The organism is Lutibacter sp. A80 (genome assembly GCF_022429645.1).
Taxonomy (GTDB): Bacteria; Bacteroidota; Bacteroidia; order Flavobacteriales; family Flavobacteriaceae; genus Lutibacter.
In genome coordinates this window covers 3453063-3475030 of record NZ_CP092480.1, presented here as the reverse complement: position 1 = coordinate 3475030, position 21968 = coordinate 3453063, and the positions used below count along the sequence as shown (strand labels likewise).

General features: G+C 30.8%; 15 protein-coding genes and 1 riboswitch. Of the genes, 2 read left to right on the top strand and 13 right to left on the bottom strand.

Translation table 11 applies throughout. From position 1 onward, the window contains the following. Positions 1 to 37: 37 nt before the first annotated feature. The 3 genes from metF to MHL31_RS14360 form a co-directional block, all read right to left on the bottom strand. Positions 38 to 994 (bottom strand): methylenetetrahydrofolate reductase [NAD(P)H], encoded by a 957-nt coding sequence (gene metF, locus MHL31_RS14370; protein WP_240226643.1) that lies wholly within the window; start codon positions 992 to 994, stop codon positions 38 to 40. Between the two features lie 234 nt (positions 995 to 1228). Further along, positions 1229 to 3913 carry a methionine synthase gene (gene metH / locus MHL31_RS14365; RefSeq protein WP_240226642.1) on the bottom strand — a complete coding sequence of 895 codons (2685 nt, stop codon included), beginning with the start codon at positions 3911 to 3913 and terminating at the stop codon, positions 1229 to 1231. Positions 3914 to 3991: 78 nt separating this feature from the next. Next, on the bottom strand, positions 3992 to 4984 hold the full coding sequence (locus MHL31_RS14360) for a homocysteine S-methyltransferase family protein (protein WP_240226641.1): 993 nt from the start codon (positions 4982 to 4984) through the stop codon (positions 3992 to 3994). Positions 4985 to 5027: 43 nt separating this feature from the next. Further along, positions 5028 to 5131: riboswitch (SAM riboswitch) on the bottom strand. Positions 5132 to 5511: 380 nt separating this feature from the next. Here MHL31_RS14360 and MHL31_RS14355 point away from each other — a divergent pair. Together MHL31_RS14355 and MHL31_RS14350 are read left to right on the top strand one after the other, a co-directional pair. Continuing rightward, positions 5512 to 6978: a circularly permuted type 2 ATP-grasp protein gene (locus MHL31_RS14355; RefSeq protein WP_240226640.1), complete on the top strand. Its 1467-nt coding sequence runs from the start codon at positions 5512 to 5514 to the stop codon at positions 6976 to 6978. A gap of 6 nt (positions 6979 to 6984) precedes the next feature. Next, positions 6985 to 7980 carry an alpha-E domain-containing protein gene (locus tag MHL31_RS14350; protein ID WP_240226639.1) on the top strand — a complete coding sequence of 332 codons (996 nt, stop codon included), beginning with the start codon at positions 6985 to 6987 and terminating at the stop codon, positions 7978 to 7980. A 13-nt stretch (positions 7981 to 7993) separates the two neighbouring features. Here the strand turns inward: MHL31_RS14350 and MHL31_RS14345 are convergent, their stop codons facing one another. From MHL31_RS14345 to MHL31_RS14300, 10 genes are all read right to left on the bottom strand, one after another. After that, positions 7994 to 8881 carry a transglutaminase family protein gene (locus tag MHL31_RS14345; RefSeq protein WP_240226638.1) on the bottom strand — a complete coding sequence of 296 codons (888 nt, stop codon included), beginning with the start codon at positions 8879 to 8881 and terminating at the stop codon, positions 7994 to 7996. A gap of 7 nt (positions 8882 to 8888) precedes the next feature. Further along, complete coding sequence (locus tag MHL31_RS14340) at positions 8889 to 11435, bottom strand: circularly permuted type 2 ATP-grasp protein (RefSeq protein WP_240226637.1); 2547 nt, start codon at positions 11433 to 11435, stop codon at positions 8889 to 8891. Positions 11436 to 11443: 8 nt separating this feature from the next. Further along, positions 11444 to 14773, bottom strand: coding sequence for a DUF2126 domain-containing protein (locus MHL31_RS14335; protein WP_240226636.1), 3330 nt, complete (start codon positions 14771 to 14773; stop codon positions 11444 to 11446). Between the two features lie 354 nt (positions 14774 to 15127). Then, positions 15128 to 15709: a bifunctional precorrin-2 dehydrogenase/sirohydrochlorin ferrochelatase gene (locus tag MHL31_RS14330; protein ID WP_240226635.1), complete on the bottom strand. Its 582-nt coding sequence runs from the start codon at positions 15707 to 15709 to the stop codon at positions 15128 to 15130. A gap of 51 nt (positions 15710 to 15760) precedes the next feature. After that, complete coding sequence (cobA, locus tag MHL31_RS14325; protein WP_240226634.1) at positions 15761 to 16537, bottom strand: uroporphyrinogen-III C-methyltransferase; 777 nt, start codon at positions 16535 to 16537, stop codon at positions 15761 to 15763. After that, a complete protein-coding gene (locus tag MHL31_RS14320; protein ID WP_240226633.1) occupies positions 16527 to 18617 on the bottom strand; it encodes a HEPN domain-containing protein in 2091 nt (696 codons plus the stop codon). The genes cobA and MHL31_RS14320 overlap by 11 nt, the downstream gene beginning before the upstream one ends. Before the next feature lie 93 nt (positions 18618 to 18710). Beyond that, positions 18711 to 19958: a sulfate adenylyltransferase subunit 1 gene (locus MHL31_RS14315; RefSeq protein WP_240226632.1), complete on the bottom strand. Its 1248-nt coding sequence runs from the start codon at positions 19956 to 19958 to the stop codon at positions 18711 to 18713. Positions 19959 to 20075: 117 nt separating this feature from the next. Further along, entirely contained in the window at positions 20076 to 20975 is a 900-nt protein-coding gene (gene cysD, locus MHL31_RS14310; RefSeq protein ID WP_240226631.1) for a sulfate adenylyltransferase subunit CysD, read from the bottom strand. A 10-nt stretch (positions 20976 to 20985) separates the two neighbouring features. After that, on the bottom strand, positions 20986 to 21603 hold the full coding sequence (locus MHL31_RS14305) for a phosphoadenosine phosphosulfate reductase family protein (RefSeq protein WP_240226630.1): 618 nt from the start codon (positions 21601 to 21603) through the stop codon (positions 20986 to 20988). Next, positions 21603 to 21869 (bottom strand): DUF2061 domain-containing protein, encoded by a 267-nt coding sequence (locus MHL31_RS14300; protein ID WP_240226629.1) that lies wholly within the window; start codon positions 21867 to 21869, stop codon positions 21603 to 21605. The genes MHL31_RS14305 and MHL31_RS14300 overlap by 1 nt, the downstream gene beginning before the upstream one ends. Between the last annotated feature and the right edge of the window lie 99 nt (positions 21870 to 21968).

Genomic DNA, 21968 nt, shown 5'->3' with positions numbered 1-21968 from the left:
TTTATTAAACTATTAACAAAACTGATTTCAATTGTAATTAAAACACTTCTTTTGCTATTTTTTTGATATTATCTGATTTTCCCATAGAATAAAAATGAACTACTGGAGCTCCTTTAGCAATCAACTCTTTAGACTGCTTCACTGCCCATTCTATACCTACTTGTCGTACTTGTTTATTATCTTTACAAGATTCAATTTCAGCAATTAACTCTTCTGGCAAATCTAATCTAAAAATTTGAGGCAATATTTGTTGATGTCTTTTAACAGCAATAGGTTTTATACCTGGTATAATAGGTACTGTAATACCAATACTACGAGCTTTTTCAACAAAATCAAAATATTTCTGATTATCAAAAAACATTTGTGTCACCACATAATCTGCACCAGCAGCCACCTTTTCTTTTAACCTTCGTAAATCGGTTTCCATACTTGGAGCTTCTAAATGTTTTTCAGGATAACCAGCTACACCAATACAAAAGTCTGGCTTATTATTGGTTTCTATAATATTGTGTAAATATTTTCCCTCGTTTAATTCTTTTATTTGAGCTACTAAATCAGATGCAAATACATTTCCTCCTTCTGTTGGTACAAAATATGGCTCATGCTTCATTGCATCTCCTCGTAATGCCATTATATTGTCTAAACCTAAATAATGACAATCAACCAACACATATTCTGTTTCTTCTTTGGTAAAACCTCCACACAATACATGCGGAATTGCATCTACATTATATTTATATTTTAATGCTGCACAAATACCTACAGTTCCAGGTCGCATTCTTGTCATTTTTTGCTCTAACAAGCCATTTTCCTTTTTTATATACACATATTCTTCTCTCGATGTTGTTACATCAATAAAAGGTGGATTAAATTCCATTAACGGATCTACATTATTGTATAAATCTTGAATATTCTGACCCTTTTGTGGTGGTACAATCTCAAACGAAAACAATGTTTTACCGTTTGCATTTTTTATATGATCTGTTACTTTCATTTTATATTAGTTAATGGTTATTCGCTTTTACTTAACAGCTTAACAACTATCAATAAAAGCTTTTCAACCTCAGACTTTTTTATTTATTTGGGCGTTTCCTTTCAGGTCGCGCTATTCGCTATATCTTTTTCTCCGTTACGCTCCAAAAAAGGATGCCGCTACTATCGCTAACGCACTTTTGGCTTTACAGACCTAACATGTTTTTAAAACCTGTTAGGTCTTACTTTAAACTTTCTAACTTTCAGCTAAATTAGGATTTAACCATTTTCTCATTACATCTAAATCTTCCTCTTTTCTATCAGCAACACTTATCAATTGCTCTTCAGTTATTTTTCCTACACCAAAATATTTCGCTTTTTCATTTCCAAAATAATAACCTGAAACAGATGCTGCAGGCCACATTGCCAAACTATCTGTTAATTCTACCCCAATGGTTTCTTTAACACTTAACAAATCCCATATAGTCCATTTTTCTGTATGATCTGGACAAGCAGGATATCCTGGAGCAGGACGAATACCTTTATAGCCTTCTTTAATCAACTCTTGATTAGATAAAACCTCATCTGAAGCATAACCCCAATATTCTTTTCTAACTTTTTCATGCAAATATTCTGCAAAAGCTTCTGCTAACCTATCGGCTAAAGCTTTAATCAAAATAGAGTTATAATCGTCGTGATCTTTTTCAAATTCCGCAGCTAATTCAGCTGTTCCAAATCCTGTAGATACACAAAACGCTCCCATATAATCTTCAATCCCTGTTTCTTTTGGAGCAATAAAATCTGCCAAGGCAATATTTGGTATTCCTTCTTTCTTTTTTAATTGTTGACGTAATGTTATAAACTTAACATTTACTTTAGTTCTATCGGTATCTGCATAAAGCTCTATATCATCTTCATTTACACTATTTGCTGGAAAAATACCAAAAACAGCTTTTGCAGTTAATAAATTTTCATTTAATATTTTTGCAAGCATTAATTTTGCGTCATTAAATAAGTTGGTAGCCGCCTCTCCTACTACTTTATCAGTTAAAATTGCAGGGAATTTACCCGCTAATTCCCAAGTTCTAAAAAACGGACTCCAATCTATATAATCTACTAATTTTGTTAAATCAAAATCTTCAAAAACTTGAATTCCTTCAAAATTTGGTTTTACAATTGTTGAAGTACCCCAATCTATTTTAAACTTATTTTTTCTTGCATCAGCTAACGACAAATATTCTTTTTTACTTGATCTATTAGCAAAACCTTCACGAACCTTAACATAATCGGCTTTTATATCGCCAACATATTTTTGGTTAATTCTTTTATCTAATAAATCACCAACTACAGTTACTGCTCTTGAAGCATCGTGTACGTGAACTACAGCATTTTTATATTGTGGATCAATTTTTACTGCTGTATGTGCTTTAGAAGTTGTTGCACCACCAATTAACAAAGGAACTTCAAATTTTTGACGCTCCATTTCTTTTGCTAAATACACCATTTCATCTAAACTAGGTGTAATTAAACCACTTAAACCAATAGCATCAACGTTTTCATCTTTCGCTGCTTGAATTATTTTTTCTGGAGCAACCATTACCCCTAAATCTACAATATCATAATTATTACAACCTAAAACTACACCTACAATATTTTTACCAATATCGTGTACATCACCTTTTACAGTTGCTAATAAAATTTTTCCATTTGCTTCCTTTACACCATTTTTATCTGCTTCAATAAAAGGCAATAAATAAGCTACGGCTTTTTTCATTACACGGGCAGATTTCACCACTTGAGGTAAAAACATTTTACCAGAACCAAATAAATCTCCAACTACATTCATACCAATCATTAAATTACCTTCAATAACTTCAATTGGCTTTTCAGCTTCCAGTCGTGCAGCCTCTACATCCTCAACAATAAATTCATCCAAGCCTTTTACCAATGCATGAGTTATACGATCTTGTAAAGATTTTTCTCTCCAAGACATATCTACTTTACGCTCTTTAGCAGTACTTACAACACTTTCAGCAAAATCTAATAAACGCTCTGTAGCATCATCTCTTCTATCTAAAATTACATCTTCTACATGTTCTAATAAATCTTTTGGAATATCATCATAAACTTCCAACATTGCAGGATTTACAATTCCAATATTCATTCCTGCTTTAATAGCATAATATAAAAACACAGAGTGCATTGCTTCGCGCACCGCATTGTTCCCTCTAAAAGAAAACGATACGTTACTTACACCTCCACTTACACTAGCATTTGGCAAATTCTCTCGAACCCAACGTGTAGCTTCAATAAAATCTAAAGCATTTTTACGGTGTTCTTCCATTCCGGTTGCCACTGGAAATATATTTAAATCAAAAATTATATCTTCTGAAGGAAACCCAACTTCGTTTACCAAAATATTGTATGAACGCTGAGATATTTCAATTCTACGTTCGTAATTATCTGCCTGTCCATCCTCATCAAAAGCCATTACAATAACGGCTGCTCCATACATTTTTATTTTTCTTGCATGTTCTTTAAATTGTTGCTCTCCTTCTTTTAAACTGATAGAGTTTACAACACATTTACCTTGCGCAACTTGTAATCCAGCTTCAATAATTTCCCATTTGGAACTATCAATCATAATTGGAACACGTGCAATATCTGGTTCTGCAGCAATCAAATTCATAAAGCGAACCATCGCTTCTTTTCCATCTAACAAACCATCATCCATATTAATGTCGATAATTTGCGCACCTCCTTCAACCTGATGACGAGCAATAGCTAATGCTTCATCAAATTTCTCTTCTTTTATCAATCGTAAAAACTTACGAGAACCTGCAACATTGGTACGTTCACCAACATTTATAAAATTACTTTCTGGAGTAATTATTAAGGGTTCTAGACCCGATAGTTTTAGGTATTTTTTTTGTGTATTCATTTTATAAGAATGAGATTCTGTAATGACACTTCAACAAGCTCAGAGTGACATTTTCAGAATGACGTAAAATTAAAACTTTTATTCAACCAATCTTGGTTTATACTTCTCCGCTATTTCAGCAATAGCCTTAATATGATCTGGAGTTGTTCCACAGCACCCTCCAATAATATTAATTAAACCTTTTTCTAAATATTCTTCTATTTGATTAGCCATCATTTCAGGCGTTTCATCATACTCTCCAAATGCATTTGGCAATCCTGCATTTGGATGTGCCGAAATTGCTAAGTCAGATTTTTGAGCTAATACTTCTAAGTGTGGTGTTAATTGTTTTGCTCCTAAAGCACAATTAAATCCAACAGTTAATAAAGGAATGTGTGATACAGAAATTAAAAATGCTTCTGCCGTTTGCCCCGATAATGTTCTTCCACTAGCATCGGTAATTGTTCCACTTAACATAATAGGAATATCAATTTTTCTTTCTGCCTTAATTTCTTCAATAGCAAATAAAGCAGCCTTAGCATTTAAAGTATCAAAAACTGTTTCAATTAATAACACATCTACTCCTACATCAATTAATGCTTCAACTTGCTGCTTGTAAGCAACTCTTAAATCATCAAAAGTTACTGCTCTAAAACCTGGATCATTTACATCAGGAGACATACTTGCTGTACGGTTTGTTGGTCCAATTGAACCCGCTACAAAACGCGGTTTCGATGGATCTTTTTCAGTAAATTCTTTTGCAACTTCTTTAGCTATTTTAGCAGATTGAAAATTTAACTCATAAACAAAGTCTTCCATTTTGTAATCGGCCATAGCAATTGTTGTAGACGAAAACGTATTGGTCTCAATAATATCTGCTCCGGCTTCTAAATATTTTGCATGAATTTCTTTAATTGCTTTTGGCTGTGTAATTGAAAGCATGTCATTGTTTCCTTTTACCGAAACTTTGAAATCTTTAAATTGTTCTCCTCTGTAATCTTCTTCAGTAAATTTATACTGTTGAATCATAGTTCCCATAGCACCATCTAGTACAAGGATTTTATTTTTTAATATGTTACGAATGTCTTCCATTTTATATATTTTTAATAAACACGCGGAAGTTATTAAGAAGTAATTGTTATCTGTCCATAATTAATGGTAGAACGTAGCACCTTCTTTAGCTTTAAAGGGTTGCTAAGGCTTCAACAGGTCTATTCCCTCTGCCTTTCTTAATAACTAATATGTATGTTTATGAACTTTGTGCAAATAAACGGCATATTCTTATGAATAACAAACAACTATCAAAGTTTTAAGAATTTAATATCTATTATTTCAATAGAATTAAAAACAGTTGATATTTAAACAAAAACCAACTTTTTAGATAATTAGCCAACAAAACGACTAAAATTACTTTACCCCCAAGTAAAACAGACCTTTTTTAAATAAAAAACGACTATTAAACAAGTTAATATTTGATATTTTAATTTTAAAATTATCATATTTTCATCATTATATAATTTTTAAGATATTATTTTTATTCTATTCTTAATTTATCAAAAATTAGCGCAACAAAACAAAACTTTTATTGAATATTTCATATATTTACTAAAAATTAAAATTTGAAAAAAACTACTGAACTTCCGTTATTTTCATCATACGACTTTAATTCAAATTTTTATGATGAACTTTTCAATAAAAATGAAGAGGTTAGAAAAATTTACAAAACCCTTTTTAAATTATTTAGCGAATATTCTGTCACTGAATTTAATTCATTAAATAATAGAGCAAAGGAATCTTTTTTTAATAATGGAATTACATTTCAAGTATACGGTTCAAATCAATTGCAAGAAAAAATATTTCCTTTTGATTTATTTCCTAGAATTATTGACAATAAAGAATGGCATAAAATTGAAACAGGCGTTTTACAAAGATGTAAAGCTTTAAATCACTTTTTATGGGACGTTTACCATGACCAAAAAATTATAAAACAAGGAATAGTACCAATAGAATTAATCAGTTCTTCTGAAAATTTCCTATCACAAATGGTTAACTTAGATCCTCCGCAAGGAATCTATAATCATATTTCAGGTACAGATTTAATAAAACATGCAGACGGAGATTATTATGTACTTGAAGACAATATACGCTGCCCTTCTGGTGTTAGCTATGTAGTTGGTAATAGAGCCGCTGTAAAACATGCCTTATTTGGAGTATTTAACAAGTACAATGCCCAAACAGTTGTTGATTATGGTGCAAATCTATTAGATATTCTAGAAACTGTTAAGCCAAAAGGCGTAGACAATCCAGTGAGTGTAGTTATTACGCCTGGTGTATACAACTCTGCCTATTATGAACATTCTTTTTTAGCCAAACAAATGGGTATAGATTTAGTTGAAGGTAGGGATCTATTTATTGAAAATAATTTTGTTTACAAGCAAACCATTCACGGACCAGAAAAAGTAGATATTATTTACAGACGTATTGATGATTTATTTATTGATCCTTTAGAATTTAAAAAAGACTCTTTACTTGGCGTACCCGGTTTATTCGGTGTTTATAAAAAAGGCAATGTTTGTTTGGTTAATGCTCCCGGAACAGGAGTAGCCGACGACAAAGCTATTTACACCTATATGCCTGAAATAATTAAATATTATTTAGATGAAGATCCAATATTAAACAATGTACACACGTACCATTGTAGTAGAAAAAATGAATTAAGTTACGTTTTAAATAATATAGACAAACTAGTTATTAAACCCGTAGATGAATCTGGTGGCTATGGAATTTCTATTGGAAATAAACTAACAAAAGAAGAAATTGAAAAAGTAAAAGAAACTATTAAAGCAAGCCCTAGAAAATACATAGCACAGCCAATTATGGCACTCTCTACACACCCAACTTATATTGAAGAAAGCCAATCTTTTGAACCTAGACATGTAGATTTAAGAACTTTCACTTTATTAGGTAAAAACAAAGAATTTGTATTAAAAGGTGGTCTATCTAGAGTAGCACTAAGAAAAGGAAATTTAGTAGTAAACTCATCTCAAGGTGGTGGTTCTAAAGATACTTGGGTTTTAAAAAAATAATATAATATGTTAGCAAGAGTAGCAAATAACCTATTTTGGATGGGACGGTATATTGAACGTTCCGAACATTTAGCAAGATATTTAAGTGTCAATTATTTTTCATCATTAGATGCCCCCAACAAACTATCGCAATCTAGAGAGTTTGTTTTAAGGTCTATTATGTTTATGGCAAGCAACGAAGTTATAAATGCAGACACAAAATTAATTGAAGAAGAAGTTTTATATAATATTGGTTTAAATATAAAAGAACCATACTCTATAATTTACTCTTTTAATTGTGCACATGAAAATGCAAGAAGCTCTAGAGATATAATTTCAACAGAATTGTTCGAATCTTTAAACACCATAAATCATGGTATAAAAAATTATGATACAAAATCTTTTGTAAAAAATGGCTTATACGATTTTACTCTAATGATTACTAAATCTACTTTAGAACTAAGAAGTAAAATGCGTGCAACATTATTACATGATGAACTTTATGCTGTAATAATGCTAGGTATTTATTTAGAAAGAGCTCTACAAGTAACAAGAATAATTAATTCTAAATGTAGCGATGCTGCTGTTGAAAAATTAAAATATAAAAGCACTCAAGAAAATGGTCATTTATGGGTTACCTTATTAAAATGTGTTTCTTCTTACGATATGATGAGACGACTATATAAGAAAACCCCAACAAAAAAAACAACTTTAGAATTTTTAATATTAAATGCTGACTGTCCTAGATCTATAATAAGTTGTATAATCCAAATGGAAAAGTACGTTGATACACTTTCTAAAAATAAAATTCTTAAAAGCAATTCTGCAGCCTTTTCAATTAAAAAATTAAATGCATCTTTTAAATATAAATTAATTGAAGATATTGAAGAAGATGTAGAAGGTTTTATAAGTGATTTAATAGATAAATTGGTAGTTATTGGAGAAAAGTTAGATAACAATTATTTTAAAACAACCCAATACCCTATTATCGAAAAAAGCACTAGCTCTAAGCAAAATCAATAAAACATTTCAATTTTTATGCTGGTCTAATATCAACAGAAACCTCCATATTATTTTTCCCCGAACTATAGGTTACTCCTTTTAAAGGTGGAACATCTAAGTAATCTCTTCCGTGAGCAACAACAATATGCTGATTTTTAGGTATTTGATTATTTGTAGGGTCAAAATCTACCCAACCAAACGATGGTATAAAAACTGAGAACCAAGCATGTGAAGCATCTGTACCAATTAATTTTTCCTTTCCTTTTGGAGGCAAGGTTTCAATATAACCACTAACATATCTAGCAGGTAAACCCATTGAGCGTACACAAGCTATTGCAATTTGAGCAAAATCTTGACATACTCCTTTTTTTTCTTTCATTACTTCATCTAAAGGTGTTGCAACATCTGTAAAACCAGAAACAAAATCAAAATCTGTAAATATACGCTGCATCAATTCAAAAGAAGCATCATACAACGATCGTTTTGGGGTAAATGAAACTTTAGCATAAGCTGTAATTTCATCTGAAATAGAAGAAATAAGAGATGACTTCAACAAAAATTGTTTTACACTTATTAGATCAGAATGGTTACCCTTAAGTATTTTTTTAGCTTCTTTTACTGTAATTTTTTTATTATTTTTTAATTCAGCGCCCTCTAATTGGCCTTTATAACTTCTATAAACTTTACTTTTTGCAGTTACTTTTAACTCTTCATGATATTCTTGTATTGAAAATCTAGTAATTGTATTTCCAAAAAAATCAACTCTTTCTGAAATTTCATTAGGAGCAGGACTTATATCTAAATTATACTCTAACAAATTCTGTCCTAAAATATTTTTAGGTTTCAATGTTGCTAAATTATGACAAAAAGATGCTCCATTTTCATATTTATAACTTGTAGTATGAACTATTTTAAAAACCATTAAGTAATTATTTAATTGAATTTACCAATTGTGTTTGTTTATAAACGTGGTTAAAGTAAGTATTTGAAATTGCCAGCGATGTTTCGTGTAACAAATCACTAAATTCTTCTAAAATTGCATCTAACTGTAACCTCATATTAGATTCTAAATCAACTGTAATTAACGTATCAATATTTAAATTTTTAATTTTATCTAAGGCAATATTAATATGTTTTTGACATTCTGTAAATTCTTTGTTTAAATTATTTGGCAATTGATCAATATCTTTTTTTATTCTTTTTATTTGATATGTTAACGATTTTGCATAATCTTTATCCAATAAAACCAAACTAATTACATTTTCTAAACTTAAATAAGATTTATAGCTGTATCTATAAATATTTAAACTTTCATGACTACTTAATAACGACTCTAATATTTCATATTCTAATTCTTGCTTATGATTTACAACAACCAACGATCTAAATTTAGCTATTGTCATAGTAGCTTCTTCCATTTGCAACCCAATAAAATAAAGTAAAAGACCTTGTTTTACAAGTATACTTTCTTCGGAAAGCGCCATAAAAGCAATTAATCTTGTTATAATTCTGTCAAAAAATTTAACTAAAACAGGTATGGTATAATCTTCTTTACTTTTTAAATTTTGCCATAACTTTTGTATATCATCAAAAACGCGCCACATGTCTCTAGACCATAAATTTCTAAGTGAAAAATATGCATAATTAAAACTTGAAAGGGTTTGTGCAAAACTTCCAATTCTAGTTTCATCTATAATTACGGACTTTATTTCCTTTAGCGGATTTTTCATGGCTTCCAATTGGTTTTCACCTGTAAAACCTGGAAATGTTGATGTAATATTTGTTATTGATTGAAAAAGAATTTTTAAACTTTCATATTCAGGCTTTCTATGGTTAAATTGCACATTTGCCATTTGATTTAAAACCATTCTTAAATACCTAGCAGTTACAATTGTTCTTCCTAAATACCTTCCCGACCAAAATAAATTTTCGGCAGTATCACTTGGAACGTCATTTATTCCGGTAAATTGATTTGGTGTTGTTTTATGCCAAGAATAATGCTGAATATTATTTTGAGATTTATTACTTACAACCCAAAAATCTTTACTTGTACCTCCTTTTTGATTTGAAACTAATAATTCTTCTCTTTCAGCTGCAACTCTAACCAAACCACCTGGCATAACACTATATCCTTCATTTTTTGCTACTGAAAAAGTGCGACAAACAATTTTACGAGGCTCTAATCTCCCTTTTACAAAATTTGGAGCAGTTGAAAAGTTAATTTTTTCCTGTGCCACAAATTGGAATGGTGCTTTTAATATTTCTACCTCAAGCTGTTTTAATTCCTTTTTACTTAAAAATTCGCAAAAATAAATATGCTCTCTATGTGTTCTATCTATTCTTTTTACTACAAATGAAGACAAGTATTTTAAAACATGGTTGCGTTCTTTTTCTTGTCCACACCACCAAGATGCTATTTGTGGCAAAATTAAATCCTCATCTAAAAAATATTTACATACATTATTTAAAAATGGAATTAACCCCGGATTTTCTAGAATACCTGTTCCTATTGGATTTACAATTGTTACATTTTGAAGCCTTACTACCTCCATTAAACCAGCAACACCTAAATAAGAATCTTCTCTTAACTCTAGCGGATCAATAAAAACATCATCAACCCTTCTATAAATTACATCAACTTGCTTTAAACCTTTTAAAGATTTCATCCACAACTTACCACCTCTAACAACTAAGTCACTTCCTCTAACTAAAGGATACCCTAAAAATGAAGACAAATAAGAATGCTCAAAATAAGTTTCATTATTTGGCCCAGGAGTTAAAATAACGACTGTTGGATTTTCTTTATTTGAAGATGCCGACGCTAATAATAACTGATTAAAATCTTTAAAAAAAGAAGAAGGTTGCTCTACATTAATATCTTCAAAAACGTCAGGCAACATTTTATTTGTTGAGAATCTATTTTCTAAAGCATACCCCATACCCGAAGGTGCTTGAGCTCTATCGTTTACCACCCACATGCGCCCATCTGGGCCACGTGCTAAATCTGCAGAATGAATTAATAATTGTTTTGCCGTTTTATATTGAATTTGGTCACAAGCTCTTAAAAAACCTCTATGCGCAAAAATAACTTCAAAAGGAATAATCCCTTTTTTTATAAGTTCCCGTTTGCCATAAATATCTTTTAAAAGTAGATTAAGTACTTCTGCACGTTGTTGCAATCCTTTTTCTATAGTATTCCACTCTTCTTTTTGAACTAAAAAAGGAACTACGTTTAATTTCCAAGGCCTATTTAAACCTTTTGGATCATTATAAACATTATAGGTAACACCATTTTCTGATAACAACCAATCTATTTCACCTTGTTTCTGAGTTAGCTCTTTACTTCCAATTTCAGAAAGATTTTTTAACAACTTATCCCAATTTTTATCAATTCCCAAATCTTTGGCAAACACTTCGTCGTAACCTTTAAAATCTAGGAAGTAATCATTAAACAATGCATTTGTTCTTATAGGCATTCTTTGTTTTATTTTTTTCTTAAGTCCAATGTATTTGGAAATTCAAAATTAATTGGAATTTCTTTATAACGAAACTTTTTTGAGCTTCCTTTTTCTTGAACTGTTTTAATTGAATCGTCATCGTCTTGTAATGTCTCTTCAACGGGATCAATTTCACCTTGTGTATGACCAAATTCCCAGAAACGATTAATTCTTCTAGATTCTGCTTCAAAACTATTTACCGGATACGTATCATAAGACCTACCTCCTGGATGCGACACATAATAAGTACAACCTCCAATTGATCTTCTATTCCATTTATCAACAATATCAAAAACCAACGGAGTATCTACACCAATGGTTGGATGCAATGCAGAATATGGGTCCCAAGCTTTATACCTAACCCCTGCAACATACTCTCCTTTAACAGTTGTAGCATTTAATTGAACTTTTACACCATTACACGTAAGCACGTAACGTTCTTCAATAAAATTAGAAACTTTAACCTGTAATCTTTCTAATGAAGAATCAACATATCTTGCAGTTCCTCCGCCTGTCATTTCTTCACCTAAAACATTCCAAGGTTCAATTGCCGCACGTAATTCTATATGAATATTATTAATATCAACCATTCCATGTAAAGGGAATCTAAATTCAAAAAACGGATTGAACCAATCTTCTTTAAATTTATATCCTGCTTTATTTAATTGTTGCACAATGTCTTTAATATCTTCACGAACATAGTGTTCTATCAAAAATTTATCGTGTAATTCTGTTCCCCAACGTACTAAATCATGCTCGTAAGGTTTTTTCCAAAACCAAGACACTAAGGTTCTCACCAACAACATTTGCATTAAACTCATTTCTGGGTGTGGAGGCATATCAAAACCTCTTAGTTCTAAAATCCCTAACCTTCCAGAAGAAGAATCTGGCGAATATAATTTATCTATACAAAATTCTGCACGATGTGTGTTCCCTGTTAAATCGGTTAATAAATGTCTAAACAAACGGTCTGTTAACCAAAAAGGCACCTCTTCTCCTTTTGGAATTTGACTAAATGCAATTTCCAATTCATATAAATTTTCTAAACGTGCTTCATCAATTCTAGGCGCCTGACTTGTTGGACCAACAAAAGAACCTGAAAATAAGTAAGACAAACCTGGATGATGTTGCCAAAATGTTAGTAAACTTCTTAACAAACTCGGTTTTCTTAACAACGGACTGTCAGCAGGCGTTACACCTCCTAATGTTACGTGATTACCTCCTCCAGTTCCAGTATGTTTTCCATCAAGCATAAACTTTTCAGTACCTAAACGCGATAGTTTTGCTTGCTCATATATAGTAAAAGTATTATCTGCTAGATCTTTCCAATTATGTGTTGGGTGTACATTTACTTCAATTACTCCAGGATCTGGGGTGATTTTCATAGATTCTAACCTACTATCTTTTGGCGGTTCATAACCTTCCATAATAACAGGTATTTTTAATTCTCTAGCTGTTAACTCAATAGATGCAATTAAATCTAAGAATATTTCTGCACTATCTAACGGAGGTAAGAAAAGATACAATTTACCATCTCTTACTTCTGAACAAAGTGCAGTTCTAACAAAATAATCATGTTCATTTTCTAAAACACCTTCATTTAAAAATGCTCTATACCTCTTTAAAACTCTATTTTTAAAACTTGGTAACTTTTTCTTTTTTGAAAAGTTATCAGGTTCATATTTTGGAAATTCGTTTCCTGGTTTCTCTATTAATGATTCTAAAGGCAACCTTAATCCCACAGGTGAATTACCTGGAATTAAAAAAATATGTTGTCTTCTAAACTCCCATTTATTTGTATACCATTGCCCTTCTGAATTATTTAAAGGCAACACATAGCCTACAGCTTTATCCGTTCCAGATTCTAAAATTTCGTTTAACTTTTTTCGAACCAAAGAAGCATCTTTATCTTTTAACGGATCTACATCTATAGGTAATTTACCTTGCTCCCATAAAAAATAAAAAGCATCTTCATAGGTAGGTAAAATATGTTTGTTTGAAATTCTTAAATAATTTGTAAGCGTTTCTAAAAACACCTTATCTGCATTTTCTGGTAATTGAATATCATCAGAAAAAGCAGCTAGCCATTTTGGGTAGTGCCAAATAGGTTTACCATCTTTTCTCCAACAAATTTCAATTTGCCACCTTGGAAGTGGTTCTCCAGGATACCATTTACCTTGTGCGTGATGTAATACACCACCTTTTGCAAATTTATCGTATAATTTTTCGGTAAGATTTGCAGCTAATTCTCTTTTATGTTCCCCATCTGCATCCGTATTCCACTCTGGAGATTCCATATCATCTATAGAAACAAAAGTAGGTTCTCCTCCCATTGTTAATCTAACATCTCCTTTATCTAATTCTTTTTCTACCTTAAATCCTAGTTTATAAATTTCTTTCCACTGTTCTTCTGTATATGGTTTGGTAACTCTTGGAGATTCAAAAATTCTTTTTACTGAATTTTCAAAAAAGAATTCTGTTTCACAAACATCTGTTAAGCCTTCTACTGGAGCTGCACTCTCAAAATTTGGTGTACACGCTAAAGGAATATGCCCTTCACCTGCCAATAAACCAGAAGTTGCATCAAAACCAATCCAACCAGCACCCGGTAAATAAACCTCTGCCCAAGCATGTAGGTCTGTAAAATCTTCTTCTGGTCCTGAAGGTCCATCTAGTGATTTTTCATCAGATTTTAATTGCACCAAATAACCCGACACAAATCGTGCTCCAAATCCTAAATGACGTAATGTTTGCACAAACAACCAAGCATAATCTCTACAAGAGCCACTTTTACCTTCAAGTGTTTCTTCGCAGGTTTGCACTCCTGGATCTAACCTTATATTGTAATTTAAATATTCATAGATTTTTCTATTAATATCAATTAAAAAATAAATGGTTTTTCGCGGTGTATAATCTATAGTTTTTAAAAATCCATCTAAAAGTTTTCCTTTTTCCGTTACTTCTAAATAAGGGGATAATTCCTTTTTTATTGTTTCTGAATATTCAAAAGGGTATTCTTCTGCAGATTCTTCTACAAAAAAATCGAATGGGTTGATTGTTTTTAAATCTGCAATTATTTCAACATCAATAGATAATTCTTTTGTTTTTTCCGGAAAAATTAAGCGTGCCATATAATTTCCAAAAGGATCCTGCTGCCAATTAAAAAACTGATTTTCAGGTTTAATTTTTATAGAATACGATTCTATAGGCGTTCTACTATGCGGTGCAGGTCTTAACCTAAAAATATGTGGAGATAATGATACTGAACGATCATACTTATATACAGTTTTATGCGAAATTACTATTTTTAGAGCCATATTCTTTTTTATATAAACAACTTATTTTGAAATAAATATTCTTATTACCAGATGTTTTTAATCAATGGCAAATAAAAGTAATTTATTTAATAATCATATCTAGATACGGCATTTAAAAAATTATATAGCCTTATATTTAATAAAGAAATTATTATAATTATACCGTTAACACGTAAAATTACTAATAATTCAACTAATACAAATTAATAATGAATATTTTATTGATTTTAATTTAAAGTATTAAATATTTAAATCTTAAACTCAAATTATATTATCAATAATTAAATTTTTAAATTAATTTTATTAAGATACCTTAAAAAAAATAATATTTTATGTTCGTCAAAAGAGTTTCTGCTATTGCTCTTTATCAATTATACCTTTAGTCAAGTGATTTAAAGTATCTACTTTCTCTTGAAAATTACCTTTTATAGTTTTTCTAAATGCATTTAAATTAGTAGCCAAATCATCTATATTTTCAGGAATTACATCTTCAAAAAACTGACGTAAACGCTTTGCTAATGTAGGTGATTTTCCGTTAGTTGAAATTGCTATTTTAATATTTCCTTTAGTAACAATACCTCCTAAATAAAAATCGCATAATTCAGGAGTATCTGCTACATTTATTAAAATATTTTCTGATTTTGCATCTAAATAAATTTGCTTGTTTACTTGCTTATTATTAGTTGCTGCAATAACAAGCTGCTTATTTTTTAGTGCAGATTTATTGTATGGAGCTGTCGCTGTTGATACATTATGTTCTTCAACCAGCTTTAACAAATTTTTATCAAACTCTTTAGAAACCACTAATACTTTTGCATTAGGACTCGATTTTAACAAAAACGAAAGTTTTTCTAATGCTACAGTTCCACCTCCAACTATTAATACATTTAGTTGAGACACTTTTAAAAAAATAGGATACAATTCATTTTGATTCATAGCAACTTTATTTTAAATACTTCTAGTTGTAAAACTACTACTAAAATACAATTACAACTCTTTTAACAATTCAGAATGAACATTTTTATAAAATAAGTGAAATTTTGAACTTTCCTTAACTACTTCACCAATAACAATTATGGCAGGTGAAGACAGTTGTTTTTGAGCTACAACCTCTTCAATGGTATTTATTGTACCTAATCCTAATTTTTCGTTTTTTGTTGTTCCGTTTTGAATAATTGCCGTTGGCATTTCAGTTTTATTATATTTTTTAAAAACTGAAACAATTTCATCCAACTTACTCATTCCCATTAAAATAACAACTGTAGCTGTTGATTGAGCCGCCAAATATACATCGCCAGATAATTTTTTTTCTGAAGTGGTTCCTGTAATTACCCAAAAACTCTCAGCAACACCTCTTTTTGTTAATGAAATACCTTGACTTGCAGGTACAGCCATTGATGATGAAATACCTGAAACAACTTCGGTTTCTATACCAAATGACTCAATATAATCAATTTCTTCAGTACCTCTTCCAAAAATAAAAGGATCACCTCCCTTTAAACGGACAACATTTCCGTACTCAAAAGCGCTTTTAACTATTAACTCGTTAATCTGATCTTGAGAAAAGCTATGCATTCCTTTACGTTTACCAACAAAAATCTTTTTTGCAGTTGGTGCATACGCTAATAATTCTCTATTTATTAAAGCGTCATATAAAATAACATTGGCTTTTTGCAATGCTTTTACACCTTTTACAGTTATTAAATCTGGATCTCCAGGACCAGCTCCAACTAAAGTTACTTTTTTTTCTAATTTAGTTTTCATTACTCACAGTTTTAGTTCTATAATCATTTGCTTTTTTATAAAACAACTGTGCATCGCTCAAATATTTTTGAGCAAATTCTTTAGTTGGTTCATTATTTTTTATTTGATAAATCAATGTTGAAAAAGGCACACCTAAATCAATTTTATCTCCAAAAAACTGATCAAACTGAGAAATAATACCAACATGTGTATTGGTTTTCTTTTCCTCTGAAGTTAGCAAAGCTTTTGCAGTATTAACAATACTTGAATATGCATAATAAATACTATCTGAATACTGATTTAATTTTAAAGATTCTGAAGCGTTTTCTAATTTTTCTTCGCTTTCCAATAATAACGTTGCAATTAAATCTATAACTACACCAGCACATTCTCCTACTCCAACTGCTTTTTCATAAGCTTGCTCACTTCCCCAGTCAATAAAATCTTTTTGCTCTAAGTTAGTTGTATCTGACAAAGGTTTTAACAGGTTATAAAAATAACGCTCACCTTGGCGATCGTAATAATCTATAAAACTTTCGTTAGCTAGAACATTTGCCTCATAATCATTTAAAATTGAACGCAATGCGTTTGGACCTCGTTTACTTGGTATTTTTAATACTTTATTGGCAATTCTACCTTTTCCATCTCCTAAAACACTTCCTCCTAATAATACTTGTAAAGCTGGAGCTACCAAATTTCCAGATTTAATAGACATACCTTGAAAACCAATATGCGCCATTGTATGTTGTCCACAAGAATTCATACAACCACTAATTTTTATGGTAATATTTTTATTGTTTGCATATTGAGGGTATTCATTTTTCAATACATTTTCTAATGCCACAGAAATTCCGGTACTACTTGCAATACCTAAATTACAAGTATCTGTTCCTGGACACGATGTAATATCTAACGTACTTTCGTACCCTAAATCTACAAAACCCAATTTTTCTAACTCTACATAGAAAAAAGGCAATAATTCATTTTTTACATGACGAATTAATATATTTTGACGTAATGTTAAACGAATCTCATTACCTGCATATTTTTTAATTAAATCTGCTAAAATTCTAGCTTTATCGGTGTAAAAATCTCCTAAATGCACTTTTATTCCAATAGCACTTAAACCTTTTTGTTTTTGAGGAATTACATTTATTGCTTTCCAAGCTTCAAAAGCTTTTTCATTTTTAATTTCTACTGTTGGAATTTGAACATGAGATAAATCTACCTCAGCATCAAAATTAGAAGTATCTATCGGGTATGTTTTTACTGATAATGCTTTTTGCTCTTCTTCAACCAATTTTACAAATGCATCAAAACCAATATCTTTTATTAAAAATTTTAAACGTGCCTTTGCTCTTCTAGAACGTTCTCCATACCTATCAAAAACACGTAAAACAGCTTCAGTTAAAGGTATAATTTTATCAGCTTCAATAAATTCAAAAAGTGTATCTGCTAATCTAGCTTGCGACCCTAATCCACCAGCAAGCATCACTTTAAAACCAGTTACACCACCTTTAATTTTAGCAATATAACCTAAATCGTGCATAAAACTTAAAGCCGTATCTTTGTCGGTTCCTGAAAAAGAAATTTTAAATTTTCTACCAAGTTCTTGACAGATTGGGTTTCTTAAAAAGAATTCAAAAGTAGCTTGTGCATACGGAGAAACATCAAAAGGTTCCTCTGGATCAATACCTGCAGTTTCACTTGCAGTTACATTTCTAACAGCATTTCCACAAGCTTCACGCAAGGTAATATCATCTTTTTCTAATTCTGCCCATAATTCTGGAGCTCTATCTAAACTAACGTGATGAATTTGAATATCTTGACGCGTAGTAATATGCAATCTTCCTCTAGAATATTCATCTGAAACATTAGAGATTCTATGTAATTGTTCACTTGTAACTCTTCCGTAAGGTAACTTTATACGAATCATTTGAACACCAAATTGGCGTTGACCATAAACACCTCTTGCAAGACGTAAACTTCTAAATCGATCTTCATCAATTTCACCCTTATAAAACTGTTGAATCTTTTTTTCTAGTTCAATAATATCCCTCTCGACGATCGGGTTTTCGATCTCGCTTCTAAAGCTTTGCATGCTATTTTATTTTTTAGTTAGTAATAATAGAATTCCTAGTCCATAAGGAATTATGAGCTTCAATAAATTAATATGTAATTGATTTTCTTTTAGTTACTCAATAAAACCGACTCCTGCCGTATTATTAGTTTGAGGATCTATTAATATAAAAGACCCGTTAGTTCTGTGTTTTTTAAATGAATCTAAAAAGATTGGCTTATTCAATTGAAATGAAACAGATGCAATATCATTCATTGTTAAACTATCAACTCCTGTTTCAATTCCAGAATAATCTGGATTTATTTTATTGTGAATAGCACCAACTTTAGCCAATACTTTATTTACACCATGTTGTAAAACATATTTTGAACCAGGTGTTAGATTTTCGTTATCCATCCAGGTTACAGTTGCTGTAAACTTTTTTTCAATTTTAGGCAATTCATTTTCTCTCACAATCATATCTCCTCTACTTACATTTACATCATCTTCTAGTGTAACTGTTACCGATGATCTACGAGCTGCAGTTTTATATTTTTTATCGTAAAAGAAAATTTCTTTAATTTTAGATTTAGTTTTTGATGGTAAAATAACCACTTCATCTCCCACATTTAATTCACCTCCATATACTTTACCTGCATACCCTCTAAAATCGTGATATGCTGATGTTTTTGGACGAATTACATATTGTACTGGAAAACGGACTGTTCCTTTATTATAAATATCTTCGGTGTCAATTTCTTCTAGATATTGCAATAAAGTTTTACCTGCAAACCAAGGCATATTTGCTGATTCTTCAACAACATTATCACCTTTTAAAGCACTTACAGGAATAAATGTAATGTTTTGATCTTCGTAATCACTTTTATCAACTACCTTTTGAAAATCTGCTTTAATTTCGTTATATCTTTCTTCAGAAAAATCAACTAAATCCATTTTATTTACCGCTACAATTACATTTTTAATTCTCAATAAATTATTGATAAAAAAATGACGATAGGTTTGTTCAATAACACCGTGACGCGCATCAATTAAAACCACTCCAACTTGCGATGTAGATGCACCTGTAACCATATTACGTGTATATTCTACGTGTCCTGGAGTATCGGCAATTATATAACTTTTTGTTGCAGTTGAAAAATAAATATGAGCTACATCAATAGTAATTCCTTGTTCTCTTTCAGCTACTAAACCATCTGTTGCTAGGGAAAAATCTAAATAATCGTACCCTTTTTGCTTAGAGCTACGTTCAATGGCCTCTAATTTATCATCTGTTAACGATTTTGTGTCGTACAATAATCTTCCAATTAATGTACTTTTTCCATCATCTACACTTCCTGCTGTTGCTATTTTTAAAACTTCCATTTTTTGTTTAGCTATTTGCCATTCGCTGTTTGCTATTGGCTTAATTATATTTTTATTTTATAAATCTGCTAATGGCTAAGTGCCAAAAGCTAAAAGCAAAATTTTCTAAAGAAAATTTTAAAAGTACCCTTGTTGTTTACGCTCTTCCATTGCTGCTTCCGATCGTTTATCATCAATTCTTGCACCTCTTTCTGAAATACTAGAATCTCTAATTTCAGCAACCACTTCACTAATTGTTTCGGCATAAGAAGCTACTGCTGCGGTACAACTCATATCTCCAACGGTTCTAAAACGAACAATACGTTCTGCTACTTCTTCCTCTTCATCTCGGTACACATGTTCTGAAGCAGACCAAATTAAACCATCGCGAACAAATGTTTTTCTTGGATGTGAAAAATAAATTGAAGGAATTTCTAAATCTTCACGTTCAATATATGTCCAAACATCTAATTCTGTCCAGTTAGAAATTGGAAAAACACGTACATTTTGACCAAAGTCTATTTGTCCGTTTAACATATCAAATAATTCTGGACGTTGGTTTTTTTCATCCCACTGACCAAAATCATCACGTACAGAAAAAATACGTTCTTTTGCTCTTGCTTTCTCTTCATCTCTACGTGCTCCACCAATACAAGCATCAAATTTAAATTCTTCAATAGCATCTAAAAGTGTTGTTGTTTGCAACATATTTCTACTAGAATACCTTCCAGATTCTTCTTTTACTTTTCCTTGATCAATAGAATCTTGAACATTTCTAACAATTAATTCTAAACCTAATTCTTTTACCAATCGATCTCTAAATTCAATAGTTTCAGGAAAATTGTGTCCTGTATCTATATGCATTAATGGAAATGGAATTTTTGCAGGATAAAAAGCTTTTTGAGCCAATCTAACCAACGTTATAGAATCTTTTCCTCCGGAAAATAACAACACAGGTTTTTTAAACTGTGCAGCAACTTCTCTTATAATATAAATTGCCTCGTTTTCTAATTGATTTATGTATAATTTATCTGTCATAATTCATTTTTTATGAATGTAAACCACATTCTCTATTTTCTAATACTTTTGTTGGATCGAAATATGTAAACTCATTCGGCAACTCGTTTTCTTCTAAATATGCATCTAATTGTGCATCTGTATAATTGTAAAAAGGACTTACTTTTAAAACACCATCTTTACTTAATGAAACCACATTAATACTATTTCTAAAAGCAGTTTGACCGTTTCTTAAGTTTGTAAACCAAACATCTGGTTTATGCTCAGCCATTGCTCTATTAAAAGGTTCTAACTTTACTTGCTCTGTAAATATTTTATGCTGAGGATCTTCAATTTGAGGAATTCCCATAACTGAATCTCTATGCGCTGTTGTTTGTTTTGGCACATATAAATGTACATTTAAACCTAAAGAATGTATTAGTTCATTTGCATGTTTATAAGTTTGCGGCGTATTATAACCTGTATCGCACCAAATTACTTTTAACTCTGGTTCAATTTGCGTACAGGCATGTAAAATAGCAACTTCATACGGTCTAAAATTTGTGGTAATTACTGGGTTTTTTGCTATTGATAATGCCCAAGTAATAATTTCTTGTGGAGATTTACCTTTTAAATCTTCATTTATTTGTTCTATATTATAGTCCTTCATTATTTTCCCCATTTTATTTTATTCCAAATTCTTTCGTGAAAAAAGTACAATACCATTTTTGTTATTAACTCAATGGAACCAATTGATAAAGCTAAGGCAATATGCCCTGTAACCAACCAAGAAATTAGCACTGTATCTAAAGTTCCAATAACTCTCCAACTAATAGTTTTTACAATACTACGTAAAGGTTTTTCAGAATCTTTCGATTGTGCTGTACTTTTAGCCTTTGGTGTTTTGTTTAAAATAAATAATTGATCTAGTATCATTTTTTTCTTTTATTCCATTTTAAGTCGCAAACATACACTTTTTTTATTAGCCTACCAATTCGATAGACTAATAGATTAGTATTATGCTGAATTTTAACA

Bases quoted from the DNA above. Each gene is read 5' to 3' on its own strand.
- cysD (WP_240226631.1), bottom strand. From the start codon at position 20,975: ATGACAGATAAATTATACATAAATCAATTAGAAAACGAGGCAATTTAT.
- metH (WP_240226642.1), bottom strand. From the start codon at position 3,913: ATGAATACACAAAAAAAATACCTAAAACTATCGGGTCTAGAACCCTTA.
- MHL31_RS14300 (WP_240226629.1), bottom strand. From the start codon at position 21,869: ATGATACTAGATCAATTATTTATTTTAAACAAAACACCAAAGGCTAAA.
- MHL31_RS14305 (WP_240226630.1), bottom strand. From the start codon at position 21,603: ATGAAGGACTATAATATAGAACAAATAAATGAAGATTTAAAAGGTAAA.
- MHL31_RS14360 (WP_240226641.1), bottom strand. From the start codon at position 4,984: ATGGAAGACATTCGTAACATATTAAAAAATAAAATCCTTGTACTAGAT.
- cobA (WP_240226634.1), bottom strand. From the start codon at position 16,537: ATGAAAACTAAATTAGAAAAAAAAGTAACTTTAGTTGGAGCTGGTCCT.
- MHL31_RS14330 (WP_240226635.1), bottom strand. From the start codon at position 15,709: ATGAATCAAAATGAATTGTATCCTATTTTTTTAAAAGTGTCTCAACTA.
- MHL31_RS14335 (WP_240226636.1), bottom strand. From the start codon at position 14,773: ATGGCTCTAAAAATAGTAATTTCGCATAAAACTGTATATAAGTATGAT.
- MHL31_RS14320 (WP_240226633.1), bottom strand. From the start codon at position 18,617: ATGCAAAGCTTTAGAAGCGAGATCGAAAACCCGATCGTCGAGAGGGAT.
- MHL31_RS14350 (WP_240226639.1), top strand. From the start codon at position 6,985: ATGTTAGCAAGAGTAGCAAATAACCTATTTTGGATGGGACGGTATATT.
- MHL31_RS14340 (WP_240226637.1), bottom strand. From the start codon at position 11,435: ATGCCTATAAGAACAAATGCATTGTTTAATGATTACTTCCTAGATTTT.
- metF (WP_240226643.1), bottom strand. From the start codon at position 994: ATGAAAGTAACAGATCATATAAAAAATGCAAACGGTAAAACATTGTTT.
- MHL31_RS14345 (WP_240226638.1), bottom strand. From the start codon at position 8,881: ATGGTTTTTAAAATAGTTCATACTACAAGTTATAAATATGAAAATGGA.
- MHL31_RS14315 (WP_240226632.1), bottom strand. From the start codon at position 19,958: ATGGAAGTTTTAAAAATAGCAACAGCAGGAAGTGTAGATGATGGAAAA.